Raw genomic sequence first — 14539 nt, 5'->3', positions numbered from 1 at the left:
GCTAAGATGCAGAAGATGCGTTAGGCATCACTCCCTTCAATAGTTATGGGCATCATCCCTTTAGTGAACCGATCATTATGCCTTTGACAAAATACTTCTGAATAAATGGATACACAACCAGTATGGGGATTGTGGCTATCATAAGGACAGCAGCCTTAACCGACTCGGATACAACCTCGTCCTCGGAGGCCTGCGCCATCAATTCCCGCATCTGCATATCATCATTCTCCACAATGAGGCGGCGAAGCAGGATTTGCAGCACGATCTTGGATTGATCCTGGATATAGATGAGTGCGTGGAACCATTCGTTCCAATGATACACAGCCATCCACAGTCCAATTGTGGCCAGAATCGGCTTGGAGATCGGCACAACAATTCGCCAGAGGATCTGAATATCGTTAGCGCCGTCGATTTTGGCAGAATCCTCTAATTCCTGTGGCAGCTCCATAAAAAAATTGCGCATAATGATCATATAAAAGGTGTTGATGAGACCGGGAATGATCAGAGCCCAACGTGTATCGTAGAGACCTATGCTCTTAATGAGTAAAAACGTTGGGATTAGCCCTCCGCTGAAAAACATCGTCAATACAATCAACATCGTATAAAAATGACGGTGGGGCAGGTATTTCTTCGACAGCGCATACGCGCCAAGCGTCATAACGACTAAGGACAAGAAGGTCCCCACGACCGTTCGGAATAAGGTATTGAAATAGCCGACCCATATTCCATTGGTTTGGAAGGATTGCTTATAGGAGGACATGCTGAAATGCTTAGGGTACAAATGAATACCAGGACGCAGCGCTTCCTCAGGTGTGCTTAAGGAAACGGATAGTACGTGAACGAACGGATACAAAACACTGATGCATAGCGCAACAATAACAGTCATCGCTGCAAACTGGAACATGATTTCTCCTCGGCTCATTCTGCTTAACATGCTCATAAGATCCCTTCCTGTCCCATTCGTTTGATGGCATAATTGGTCAGCATGACCAGGATAAACGCGACCACATTCTTGAACAGTCCCACGGCTGCGGTTAAGCTATATTGCAGCTGTGTAAGACCCGCACGGTACACGTAAGTGTCCAGGATATCGGCAACACTGTAAGTATTCGGACTATAAAGATTCAGAACCTGATCAAATCCCGCATTTAAGATGTTGCCGACCCGGAATATGAACATGATGCAAATCACCGAAAGAATGCTTGGAAGCGTAATATGAAGAGTTTGCTTCCAACGTGAAGCACCATCCATCACAGCGGCTTCATACATGGAGGGATCGATGCCTGAGAGTGCAGCCAGATAAATAATGGTGCCCCACCCAATTTCCTTCCATATCGAGGAGACAACAAGAGTAAATCGAAAATATGCGGGATCCCCAAGGAAATAAACAGGGTCAAATCCAAAAAAATGAATCAGGCCGCTCACGACGCCTGTACTCGGTGACAAGATAGTAATGAGTAATCCGCCTAATATGACCCACGATAGAAAATGGGGCAGATAGCTGATCGTTTGTGTAATTCGTTTGAAGGCATTGATGCGGATTTCATTAAATAGCAGAGCGAGCACAATCGGCGCCGGAAAACCAAAAACGATATGATAGAAGCTGAGAATAACGGTATTTTTCATGACTCGCGGAAAGTCCTGCGATGCTGTGAACAAATAATGGAAATGCTTCAAACCGACCCATGAGCTTCCCCAAATGCCTTCTCGAATCCGGAAATCCTTAAATGCAATTTGCACCCCGTAGAGTGGTCCGTACTCAAAAATCAAATAATACACTAAAGCGGGTACAAGCATAAGTAACAAATACTTGCACTTAGCATAGTCCTTCCAGATCGAAGAACGGAACGTAATCGTTTTCATAATGTTCTCTCCTTGTATTCGATGTGATAGCCAAATCATAATTGCGTTCTTGGCAGGCTTCAATGTTAACATCTGAAACGAGACTGAAATATATGAAACAGTCAGAAAAAAAACGTTGTACTGCCGGCTTTTTACCGGAAACAACGTTTTAGTGACTTATATGAATTTGTCCTTAACCTGAGTGAACCACACTTTTGTTAATGGGGGGCATGCTACGGTATTGCATGGGGGTTACACCGGTATACTGTTTGAACTTAGTTCCGAAATACCCGGGACTCCTATAACCCGATTGTTCGGCCACATCTGAAATCGACAAACGATCGTCTGCCAGAAGCTCTTTGGCTTTCTCTATTCTGATCTTCGTTAAATAATCGGCAATGGTCTGCGAATACTGCTCTTTGAATACCTTACAAATAAATTGCTTGGAATAAGATGTGACATTTGCTAATTCGTCCAAGGAAATGTCGTGCTGAAGATTTTCCTCGATATAAGACTTCAAGGTATKGGCTAATACGGAATGCAATGATTCAGGTCGGTACTGTAGCCGAACCGCCAACTCCAGACTAAGCGCTTCCAGGGACTGAAGTGTAGCCGTAAAAGTTTCTTTTTTATGACTGTTCATCAGTTCGTTCGGACTCTTGAAGGCGTAGTCACCGGTCATGGCTTCCAGCATGATCTTGGTCAAACACAACGTAAGCTGGTTCAGGTATAGCTCAATTCCCTGGATCGAATAGCTTTCTGCTTGCATACGGGTATGAATGTCGGCAAAGTAGTGTTGGATCTGCTCCCGAGTTCCTCCGTGGATCAGATTCTCGAATATCTCCCCAGGCATTAAATCCAATAGGACGGAGCTTCTTGTCCTGATTTCCTGATAGATTACGATACTCTGTTCGCCAAGGAGAAATTTATACTGTACTGCTTCCTGAGCCTCCGTGAATGAAACGATTAATTGCTCAGCCTCCTCCACGATACAACCGATACCGGCAGAGAATTTGAGTTCCTCCCCGATCTTGAGGCGGAGGGCATTCAGTTCGTTACGGATTTCGGCCACCCGTGACACTTCATCGGTTTCTTCCGTATCGTCTAACTGATACACGATCGCGATGTGTTCTTTGCCCCATGGGATTGAGATGAGAGACAATCGTTGCTGCTTCTGTTCCAGCTTCTCTCTCAGCTCATCCCTGCGATGAGGCTCGACAGGTGTGAGGAGAGCGGCAGCGAATGCACCCTTCTCAGGAAAGGGRAACTGCTTCTCATCAACGGATAACGTACCACTCAGCATATCCTGCAGATGCTTATCCCGGACATGTCGATGCAATTGATTGATGCGGTACGTCAGGAGCTGAATCGGCTTATCCAATCTTACGGACAGTAAGTAAGACAATAACAGACCAATGAGCAGAATGCTTGCAATGACGAGCCATATTTCTTTTTTCAACGTTTGCGTCAATAACAAATAGGAGGTAACCGGACGAATGCTTGCGTAAGACCACCCCAATTGAGACCTTTCGGGGGGGAGTACGGAAAGCACGGTGCCATTGTGGTAAGGGATAGATGTTACTTGACTCTGCAAGAGAGGCGCAACAATTTGGTTATCATCGAGAACCGGATCTTTATCTGTCAGATCGGAGGATAACATCCCCGTATCTGTAAACAGGTAGATTTGCTCCTTTGAGTGGCGCAGCATGTTACGCACATTGTTCATCAGTTCTTCAGCATTAACATCCACAATCATATAGCCTTTGACATTGGGGCCAGCAGATTTATAAGGCAAGGTATAGATATATGACAGAACCTTATGGTCTGATACTTCGGCATTCACTTGATCGCGAACAAACCATTTATGGGGCTCAATCGTTTGTAAATGATCGATTAATGGACCGTTCGGAGAACGCTGCGGATCTGCATAAAAGTAATTCGTATCTACAATGAACCCCGATCTGTCAAACACAATCGTTACGTTGTCCAGTCCGGGTTGAGTAATTGATAGCGTTTTCAAATCATGAACTAAACGAGTTGCACGGAAATAATTCCCGTCGATAGGGTGATCCAGGAAGAAATGAACCTCCTCCATACTGGATTCTCGAATCGTTGTCATCGCTTTATCCAATAATGCGTTATGATAACGCTCCAGGTAATTGTCTTCCACATAGGATTTAACGCGCTCAAGCTCATATAAGCTTTCCTTGGATATTTCCTTGGCAAGCAGGTCATTGGTACGTTTCGTAAAATAACCACCGAATAAACTGATAATAACGACAGTTAATGCAAGGTAAGATAGTACAAGTTTACGCAAGTAACCACTAGGTTTTTTAAATAATATCCACATAAGCGTTCCCCCTTTCTGCTATCAGTTGCGATATTCCTGCATCATAACTAAATTTACAGGCAATGTAAAGCGGTTACACATAGCCTACTTCACTGCCAATTCCGGAGATGGGGGCTGCGATGAGACGGGCATTCTCGTCCTCATCATGGGATCTTTCTGTTTCGAACGATTCATAATTTAAACATCAAATTCAAATTGTGAGATTGTTGCCCTAAAATAAAACGCTTACCCTTAAAGAGGATGAAGCCTTCTGGAATTGGGCAGATCCAAACCAAATGCGAAAGGGTGCGAATTCATGAAGAGAAGAAGGATTAACAAGACATTGATTTCAATTCTGCTTGTATGCATGTTTTTTACCCTAAGTCCCTTACCGGCCAAGTTTGGAGGGATTCCCCTTGCTTCTGCAGACAGCCTTCCGTCGAATCTGGTTTCGAATAGCGGGTTTGAAGATGATCTCGACGCAAACGGCCAACCGGACAACTGGGTGCTCTCTAATGTAGGAGTAACAAGCGCAAGCGTTACCCTCGATACTTATTACGCGATTGAGGGGAGTAAGAGCGCCAAAGTTACTTTTACCGCAAATTCTCTTGCAGAAACTCATTATGCACAGTTGCTTAGCGCTCCGATACCTGTTAAAAAAAGTACCGCCTATACAGTTTCCTTCCAAACAGGGTTCAGCGGAGCTTTATCTGCCGTTAATGCAAGGGTTGTCTGGTACGATGAAAGTGGAGCTTACATAGCGGGCAGCGACTTGATGATCTGGAATCAGACAGTGAATAACAACAGTTCCGCATTCAGCGGCTGGAAGTATAAAGCGGCGGGCACTCCCAACTCCCCGGTTAATGCAACGACAGCACGCATTCAGCTGCGCTTTGAAAATGCCGCATCCGATAGTGGAATCATCTATATAGATGATGTTAATTTGGTCGAAGGCAATGAGGAGCGGCTTGGAAATATACTGCCGAATGCGGATTTCGAACGGGATGCAGCCGGGGATACCGTACCGGATAATTGGACCGTGACCAAAACCATCGGCAGCGCCACCGCCGCATTGTCTGATGAACAGGTACTTGAAKGGAATAAGAGCTTGAAATTCAATATTCCGTCCGGGACAAAAGCTTTGAATTCGTACGTAAAGATTAAATCTGCTTATGTCAAATCAATTCAAGAATCGGAGACATACCTATATCGGGCTTATTTGAACTACTTGGGCTCGAATATGAATAACGAAGTCGATATAAGGGTCCTTTGGTACAGTACGGCCGATCTGGTTAATCCGCTTCGGGCAGACCATATTTATCAGCAGATCCTCGTATACAATGATCCTGTGAACCATGCCGGATGGAAGATGTTCGAGAGTAATCTGACTCCACCTGCTTCGGCCGATAGAGCCATTTTCGAGGTAGCCGTCACTTCCAAAAGCACAACGGCCGCCGGAACCTTCTATGTGGATAACATGTACTTCGGTAAGAATAAACTGATGAATCCGTCCTTTGAATACGAGGATGTAGTTGATAACGCGACTATGGCCAATATGCCCGACGGCAAGATAGACGGTTGGGAATTTGCTGATCTGGATCAGAACTCGGCGTCACTGACGGTTGACGCAACTTATGCCAAAGACGGTAAATCCAGCGGGAAGCTGTCCATTCCGGCTGGCTCTCCGGCCACAGATCAGGCATACGCGGAGCTGAAAAGCGGCAAACGGTCGATCGATAGCTCCCAAACCATGTTGGCCAAGCTATCCTTCAATTTGAGAGGCAAACTTCATCGAATACAAAGTCAAATTCTTTTCTTTGACACTGTCGGCACGCAGATTGCAGCCAAGGACATATGGGACGAAACGATCCTTTACGACTCGGTGGTGTTGAGCGGCTGGTTCAATAAAAATCTGACGGTGATCCCCCCTGCAAACGCAACAGTAGCGCAGATTGCTATTCGTGTTTATACGCCATCGAGCTTATCTAATGAGGGAGCGGTGTATGTAGATAATGCTTATTTAGGCAAAAATGAAACCTATTCTCTCATCGCCAACAATAGTGTGGAAGATATTTTGGATCCGATGTGGATCAGGACAATGAACAGCGAGCAATACTGGAAGCTGAAGCATAATGTCAACAACACAGCTGGGAATTTCGGGATATCTCGGGAAACCAGTGAACTTATGGTTTGGTATAAACAGACGGCAGGGACATACAACGAGGTACTCTACCAGCGAGAATTCAATTTGGATGTGCAGGGTATTTACGATCGGGTCATTATCGACACTAGCGGCGCCGGCGGCAAGGAAATCATTATGAGGGTGAATTACATCGATACGAGTGGGATGCCGGAGACAGTCGAAAGCATAAGAGAAATTACGGACGGCAAATATAAGGAAGTTCCGCTGGATTTGGCAAATCCGAAGATGTTGACGAGCATTGAACTGGGTATACGAGATCGAGCGGGAGCCGTGGAAATCCATGACGAAATTGCCGGCGCGAACTTTCATTGGATCATGCTTAAGAAGCCGGGCACGGAGCCAAAACCGAACCATAGCCAAACCCAGATGAAGAGTACCGTTGACGACCTATTGACGACAGGTATTCCCCATGGTCTTCTTTTCTCTCGCTCCGATGTTGCGACCTTAAGGAATAGAATCAAGACAGGTGTGGACAAAGATATATTCGATCAGGTGCAGAAGCAAGCCGACGCATATCTCAGCTATGTGCCGGAGAACGATATCGATGGTTATCTGCCTCCGGCTGACACTGCCAAAGGCAATTATTCACGTGACGGCAACGATATACCGTTGGGTTGGCCGGATAAAATTACCAAGCTGTCATACGCTTATGTAATGACAGGCAATCTGGCCTATGCCGATATGGCTCGCCGTATTCTGCTGACCATGGCCGATACGCCGGAGTGGACGCAATCCTTCATGTACCGCAGAACGGAAAAGCCGAACCCCGACGGGCGCTGGTCACCGTTCAATGAAGCRCAGGCGGTTGTCGCAGCTAGTCTTGGCTACGACTGGATTTATAATACACTGACAGATGAAGAAAGAACGCTCATTCGCAACGCTATCCGGGACAAAGGTGTCAAATATCTGGATGCGTTCGTGAACACGCAAACGTTCTGGCAAACCAATAATCAAGGGCTTGACTTCAACGGTGCTCTCGCCGTGGGCGCGATTGTCATTAACGACACCGCAAAGATTGCCAAAGCCAAGACCAACCTGGAGACTGTTATCAATAACTATTACAAGCCCGACGGGGACACCGATGAAGGTATGAACTATTGGATTTATTCTACTTCTTCTGCAATATTTGGCGCTGAGGTGTTGTCCCGCTACAATCCAAGCTGGACTTCTGGTCTAAAGACCGATGGACTGAAGCGATCGATTGAGTTCGTTCTTCATAATATTTCGATCGGTTCAGACAAGCCGCTGCAAACGTTGAATTTTAATGATGGCAATACCCTGTATATGAATGCCAATCACATAGCCGATTATTATGCATCGCAACAGTTTCAGAATCCATACGACAAGTGGGTGTGGCAAATCGGTACGAATGAGAACGAATTATTCGTCTCCGTATCCGGCAATCCTGTATTCAACCTGATTTTCTCCAACCAAACCGAGGCCTCATACCCGCAGTTGCCTCTGTATGTTAACTTTGATGGCAATTCAGCGAAGGCTGGAACAGGTTACATGTTCATGAGAAGCGGCTGGGAGCAAGGCGACGATATTATGCTCGGATTTGCTGGAGGGCAATGGCCAGCTGGTCATTATCATCTAGACAGGAATTCATTCATTCTGGAAGGCTACGGCGCCAAGTTTGTTCAGGATCGCGGCAGAACGCTATTTTCCGACCCTTCCTATGCAGATTACATCAGAACGGCAAGTCACAATACGATCTCCCTGAATGGCGAGGATCAAATATGGAAGAAATCAGGGTCTGCGGCACAGGTCGAAAGGGAGTTCGCATCGCCGCTCTTTGATTTCTATTCGAGCGAAGCCAAAGATGCCTACAACAACGGAGCTGTGCAGAAAATGAGTTCTTTCAAGCGCAATATCGTATATGCTAGGCCGGACATCTTCTTTATCATAGATGAAGTTACCCCGACCGCAGCATCGACCATACAATATAATCTGCATACACGTCAACCTCGCTCGGTGAACGGGAACATGATTACCTTCACTGATCCTGCAACGAATTCAAGTCTTGAAATGGGGATTGTACTTCCGGCTTCCGGTAGCTACTCGCTCATGCCCGAGCAGCAGATCAAGGGAGACTCCGGCAATACGAATCTATACGATTTTCAGATGTACACACCCACAGCCAAAATGAATGAGAAGTTCTTCACAGTCTACCGACCAAAGCGATCCGGAGAGCAAGGGATGACCATTAATCAGATCGATGCAGATGTTCGCGAGATCAACGTGCCTGGCGGCGCTTATACGACTGCATATGGCAATACGATCACCACCCATGTGAATACGGATGCCAAATTCGCCCTGATGTACAAGAAGGAGACTGATAACTATGTGTCTACTGTCGGTCTAATGAAAGGATCTAGACTTGCGTATAAAGGAGTGCAGTTGATATCTGCCAACGTTGTCAGTGATATATCAGTCGAGTGGAAGCCGGATCATACTGTGAGCGGTAAGATCAAGACGGATGGCGCGGGGACTGTAACCCTCATTTCGCCTTATGACGGAACGACTCAATACCAGTTTACTTTCACGGAGGCTGGGGAGAAAATCATCTCTAATACACTGAGAACTGTGAACGCCGGCAAGAAAAGCGAAACGCTGAAGATCGGCTTCACACGGCAAATATCACTGCAGGGAAGACTCTATGATGGAACTCCGTCAGATCTGAGTACTGCCTCGAAAACATTCACGAGCAGCAATGTGAACATTGCTACCGTCAGCAGCAGTGGATTGGTGACAGGCTTATCGGAAGGAACGGCGGAAATCACCGCTGAAGTGACCTTATCAGGCGTTACGCGGGTAGTTAGTGTGAAAGTGACTGTAACTCCATTTGTGATCGGGAATCTGATTGTTAACGGCGGGCTTGACACTAATAGCAATAATTGGGACATAGCTAACTATAATGCCGCAGCGATCTCCATGGATAACGTGACCTATCATGGAGGAACTGGGAGCCTGAAGTTATCCATCGCCAATGCATCAGGCGGAGCTTTTATGAACACGCACGTCACCAGTACAAGGTTCGATATTAAGGAAAACGGGCTTTATGAGGCGAAGTTTTGGTACAAGATCGCTGCTGCGACGGTTGCGACGGCAACGAATGTGAACAGGCTCACAGGCAAAGTATACTGGTATGACAAAGACGGATATCGGATTGGCGGCCAGAACGATATTCTTATTGATCGAAATGCCACCGCTCCACAATGGACCGGATGGCTCCAGGCCCAAGCTAAGGTTGTCGCCCCGGCGGGAGCAGTAAGCGGCAAATTAACCGTGTTTCTGTGGACAGACATGAAGAATGCCATAGACCTGTGGCTGGATGATATGGAAGTCACTTCCCTAGGTCAAGGGTTACTGGCTACGCAAAGTTTTGAAATAGACACAGATCAGAATGGATTAGCTAACAATTGGAGCGGCTTGTATACCAATGGCGCATATTCTAACGTAAGCTTCTCCAGAGACGATGTTGCTAAGGCAGATGGTGATTATAGTCAGAAATATACGTTCAGTGGAACGAATCTCGATAACACCATCGTATATTTGAACAGCGATATTTTTGCGATTAACCCGAGCTCCACCTACCGTTTTAGAGGACAGGAGCAGCACAGCGGCAAGTTGTATAAACAAGCAGCATATGTCATTTGGTACAATTCCGGCAATCAGGAAGTTGGAACGCGCGTATTATTATACGATGACAATGTGAGCTACAACTCGTCTACTCCTTCAGGCTGGGTTCAGAAGGAAGCTAACGCAATTGCCCCGCCACAAGGCATTGGAGCGGTGAAAGCCAGAATTCAGCTCAGAACCCTGACGAAGACAGGAGATAGCGGATCAGCCTGGTATGATGACATTTATTTCGGTGAGTAACTTACGAGTTGTATTAGGTAATCAAATAACCATGAAAAAAAGTTAATTATTTTCATTTGACTGCAATCGCTTTCGTATTCTATGCTAATTGCATTTGCAATAACTTGAGGTGAAGACGAATGAAAGACATAGATTCAACAGCATCTTGGCAAAAACTCCGTCTATTCGCAGTCACTTGGCCGATTTTTATTGACTCTGTTTTACGTATGATGTTAGGTACTGCGGATGTCTTCATGTTAAGCCGAATATCGGATGAAGTAACGGGAGCCGTGGGTTTAGCGAATGAAATCATTGTGTTCTGTATTCTAATGTTTGGTTTTGTGGGTATCGGGACGAGTGTGGCTGTGGCTCAGCATCTGGGAGCAGGTAAGGTGAAGGAAGCGAGTCGAATTTCTGCAACAGCCATTACGATTAATTTGATTTTCGGCATTATGGTGAGTATCGCGTTAGTTGTGTTTGGTGAGCCGTTAATGCATCTGATGCATTTGGATCCTCAGCAAATTGCGATCGCCAAAAAATACTTAACGATCATCTCCGGATTTATTTGGATTGAAGCGTTGTCGTATGCGATTTCTTCGGTATTGCGCTCCAATGGTCAGACCCGAGACGTGATGTTCGTTACGTTGGGGGTTAATGTGATTCACATTGTGGGTAACAGTCTCCTGATTTTCGGGAATCTGGGATTCCCTGAATGGGGAGTTACTGGGGCCGCTGTTTCAACGGTTGTAAGTCGACTTCTTGGACTCATTGTTCTTGTGATCATCTTGTATCGTCGCTTACAGGTTCCTATTCTTCTTAAGCACTATGTGAGCTTCAAGTCTAAGATTGTGAAGCAAATTCTTAGTATTGGTTTACCTTCTGCAGGAGAGCATGTTTCATGGCAGTCGCAGTATTTGATGATTTTCAGCTTTATTAATATTATCGGGGCCACAGCGCTAAGTGCGCATGTGTATGTGATGAATGTGACCAATTATTTCATGGCTCTGGGAATGGCCATTGGCATGGGGACAGAAATTATTATTGGGCACATGGTGGGTGCTGGGGCTTTCCAAGCGGCTTATCATAAATTGATCCGAAGCTTGAAGATTACGTTTGTTCTGACATTCGTCATCGTGGGCATTACGTCGATCTTCCGTAAAGAACTGCTCGGACTATTTACCGATAATCCCGATATCATTGCTATGGGATCGACAATTCTACTTCTTTCTATCATTCTAGAACCCGGTAGAACTTTTAACTTGGTTGTCATTAATTCCTTACGTGCTGCTGGAGATGCTAGATTCCCGGTGATGATGGGGGTTGTCTCGATGTGGGGGATTGCTGTTCCATTAGCCTACTATCTCGGGATTCATTTAGAGATGGGCCTACTCGGTGTCTGGATTGCTTTTACAGTTGATGAGTGGGTGAGAGGCTTGTTGATGTATTTGCGTTGGCGAAGCCGTGTATGGCAAAGTAAATCACTGGTTAAACCAAGCGGCGATACCTTGGCTCATTCGGCCTAATTGTAAATGAAGAAGCCTAAAACTCTTGATGAGAGAGTTTTAGGCTTCTTTCGTATTATGAAAAAGATGACAAGAGGGTTGAGGCTGGCGGCTGGTAATCATACTATATTCAGTTTCTTGTAAAAGAATTGGATGTTTGTATCAAATCATAGAAAACGTGCTAGTGTACCCCTGTATAGATGTGGATCGCATCTCTTAGAAACGCTGCCGTACCTGGTTGCTTCACATCATAATAGGCTTTGAACCGTTCATCATCCACATACATTTGAGCAAGCCCAGCATGCGCTTCTTTACTGTATTCTGTCCAATAGGACATGAGCCATTGTTTGTGCAAATCAGCCGCTTTTTGTGCAAGCTCACTTCCTGGGTCACCTAGCTTGAAAGCCTCAGCTAAAGTATCTGCTACTTCCTCCGCTAAGCGAGTCACTGCTTCGTGCTGCTCTTGCGTCATATTTTGTAGTTTCTGATTGCTCTTATTCACTTTGTCATCGCCGTATTTCTCACGTATCTCTTTCCCATAGTTCTTCTCGTTATCATCAATTAGTTTTTGTTTGAAGCCTTCAAATTTCTCTTTGTTCGACATGGTAAGTCTCCCTTCTTTGGAAGCAATGGTTTGTTCGACGTTGGCAATGAGAATATCCAATTGTCGCCGCTTGTCGAGAAGCTGCTCTCGATGGTCCATCAGTGCACGGGTTCCGTCATAAGTAGGGGACGACATGATGTCTTTAATTTGCTCCAGAGGAATGCCCAACTCTCGATAAAATAAGATCTGCTGTAGCCGATCCACCTCATTTTGCCCATAAATGCGATATCCGGATGAGTTGATTCTTGCCGGTATAAGAAGTTCAATCTCATCATAATAGCGAAGTGTACGGGTGCTGATTCCAGCCAACTTCCCCAAGTGCTGTACCGTGTATTCCATCTGCTCACCTCCTGACAACTTAACTGTAAAGGTTTACGTAGCGTGAATGTCAAGTCCTTTTTTTGATCTTGTGAGTCCAGCTGAAGTGAACGACGAAAGTGATGAATCCAATCAGCACGATGAATAACAGACTAACGAAGAAGCCAGGACGCGTGGTAGGGTGAAAAGCAGCCCCAGAAATGGCAATCAGAATAAGAAGCAAGCCCACCCAGCGTTTGAACATTTTAGCAGGCGTATGAACTAATAGTCGTCCGGAGGACAGCAAAATCAATAACCAGATGAATAGCAAGGTGAGACCTGCTGCCGTTGACATAACCGTGTAAAGTTCATCGGGTAAAAGCAAGGAAAGAATAACAGCGGCAGCCATTCCACCGGAAGTTAAGGCTAGAGCATTGTACGGAATCTGCCTCTTTCCACTTGTAGTACGAGTGAACATGAATGGCGCATCATGATCCTTCGCAAGGGCAACGAGTATGGAGGTAACAGCGAATAAGGAAGCCACCATCGTCGAGAAAGCAGCAATAATGAGGATAGCATTGAATACATGCGGAACATAAGGCAATGGGTAGCTTTCCAAGCTGACCTGGAAGGGGCTTTTTTGTTCATGAAGCGCGTGCAAGGGTAAGAGGGTTAAGACTAAGAAGAGCGAGACGATGTAGAGGATAGCTAAAAGGAGAATCATGATGGAGCCTGCTCGATGAGCTTCGCTCGATTTCTTTAGACGCATGGCGAAAAGCCCCATCATTTCCGTTCCGCCGAAAGCGTAGAACGCATAGATGAAGGATGACCAAGAGCCCTTGAGCCCTGAGGGCAGAAAGGTGTCTTTTGAAATAGGAAATGAAAGAGGATGGAGACCTCCTCTGATCCACCCGAGTACCGCGGCACCGGCAAGGAGGAGAAATATCAGCAGCGCTGAAACTTTGATGAGTGCGAAAATATGCTCCGACCGCTCGAAGGCTTGGACACCGAGCAAGATGACACCTACACCGAGACTCGCATAGAAAAAGGCGAACAACCACATCGGTACCGTGGGAAACCAGAATCGTGTAAACAGGGAGAGAGCCGCTAATTGACTCCCCATGATCATCAACTGAGATCCCCAGTAAATCCAACCGCTGCTAAATCCAGCCCAACGTCCATAAGCTAATTTGGCATAGGAGCGGAAGGAGCCTTGTTGGGGATGCTCTCCTGTCATTTGTAGCAAAGCGTCAAGTACGAAATACGTGCCTGCTGCAGCTAAAATGAACAAGAAAAGCATGGAAGCGCCGCCCATGGTGAGGCCGATACCGACACCTAGAAAGTAGCCAGTTCCGACCGTACAGGCGACGCCGAGCAGTGATAGCTGCCACCACGCCATCGTGCTGTTCTTGGTTGGGGTTGATTTTGTGGACATGCCGCCTCCTAAGCTGTTAAAGAGAAATGGATAACAACAGCCCATAGTATAGCTTGTCCATTGGTAAAATATACAGTTAAGACAAGTCCATGAGTGCGTATAAAAGACCTTCTTTTTCGATGACATCAAAGGGTTGAAGCCTTGCATTAGGTACATTGTGGCAACGGCCTGTATGTACTTCAAAGGTCCAGCCATGCAGCGGACATTCCAGTTCACCATTCTCAAGTTCCACCGCATAACCGGCATGAGGGCAACGACTAGAGAGCAACGTGTAGACACCATCCGCTTCCGTAAGGAAAAATCGCTTGCCATTTACTTTCACTTCGTAGGGGTTTGCAGTAAGCTGTTCCTTAGAACCAATCAGGATTTCATTCATGGGGATGCTCCTTTTCACAAGGGGATTTCTTCATTCATTTCATTATAATCCAAACGACATCAAAGATCTCTAAGCAGATGGCAAAAACAA

Annotated in this window: 8 protein-coding genes; 2 read left to right on the top strand and 6 right to left on the bottom strand. The window is 45.9% G+C overall.

Going from position 1 to position 14539, the window contains the following annotated elements; translation table 11 throughout:
- Nucleotides 1-52: 52 nt before the first annotated feature.
- The 3 genes from AC1DLM_RS12090 to AC1DLM_RS12080 all read right to left on the bottom strand — a co-directional run bounded on the left by AC1DLM_RS12090 (nucleotide 53) and on the right by AC1DLM_RS12080 (nucleotide 4192).
- Nucleotides 53-940 (bottom strand): carbohydrate ABC transporter permease, encoded by an 888-nt coding sequence (locus AC1DLM_RS12090; protein WP_477570053.1) that lies wholly within the window; start codon nucleotides 938-940, stop codon nucleotides 53-55.
- On the bottom strand, nucleotides 937-1863 hold the full coding sequence (locus AC1DLM_RS12085) for an ABC transporter permease (RefSeq protein ID WP_441988110.1): 927 nt from the start codon (nucleotides 1861-1863) through the stop codon (nucleotides 937-939). The genes AC1DLM_RS12090 and AC1DLM_RS12085 overlap by 4 nt, the downstream gene beginning before the upstream one ends.
- A 172-nt stretch (nucleotides 1864-2035) precedes the next feature.
- Nucleotides 2036-4192: a helix-turn-helix domain-containing protein gene (locus AC1DLM_RS12080; RefSeq protein WP_477570052.1), complete on the bottom strand. Its 2157-nt coding sequence runs from the start codon at nucleotides 4190-4192 to the stop codon at nucleotides 2036-2038.
- Nucleotides 4193-4487: 295 nt separating this feature from the next.
- Here AC1DLM_RS12080 and AC1DLM_RS12075 point away from each other — a divergent pair, with 295 nt between their 5' ends.
- Together AC1DLM_RS12075 and AC1DLM_RS12070 are read left to right on the top strand one after the other, a co-directional pair.
- On the top strand, nucleotides 4488-10256 hold the full coding sequence (locus AC1DLM_RS12075; protein WP_477570051.1) for a heparinase II/III domain-containing protein: 5769 nt from the start codon (nucleotides 4488-4490) through the stop codon (nucleotides 10254-10256).
- A gap of 119 nt (nucleotides 10257-10375) precedes the next feature.
- Nucleotides 10376-11758: an MATE family efflux transporter gene (locus AC1DLM_RS12070; protein ID WP_441988113.1), complete on the top strand. Its 1383-nt coding sequence runs from the start codon at nucleotides 10376-10378 to the stop codon at nucleotides 11756-11758.
- A 160-nt stretch (nucleotides 11759-11918) separates the two neighbouring features.
- Here AC1DLM_RS12070 and AC1DLM_RS12065 read toward each other — a convergent pair whose 3' ends face one another.
- From AC1DLM_RS12065 to AC1DLM_RS12055, 3 genes are all read right to left on the bottom strand, one after another.
- Entirely contained in the window at nucleotides 11919-12680 is a 762-nt protein-coding gene (locus tag AC1DLM_RS12065; RefSeq protein ID WP_441988114.1) for a MerR family transcriptional regulator, read from the bottom strand.
- Between the two features lie 49 nt (nucleotides 12681-12729).
- On the bottom strand, nucleotides 12730-14073 hold the full coding sequence (locus AC1DLM_RS12060) for an amino acid permease (RefSeq protein ID WP_477570050.1): 1344 nt from the start codon (nucleotides 14071-14073) through the stop codon (nucleotides 12730-12732).
- 76 nt (nucleotides 14074-14149) lie between these two features.
- Nucleotides 14150-14449, bottom strand: coding sequence for a Rieske (2Fe-2S) protein (locus AC1DLM_RS12055; protein ID WP_477570049.1), 300 nt, complete (start codon nucleotides 14447-14449; stop codon nucleotides 14150-14152).
- Between the last annotated feature and the right edge of the window lie 90 nt (nucleotides 14450-14539).

The organism is Paenibacillus sp. 01T442 (assembly GCF_056398345.1).
The sequence above is the reverse complement of the archived record's forward strand: the minus strand, read 5'-3'. Positions and strand labels throughout refer to the sequence as shown.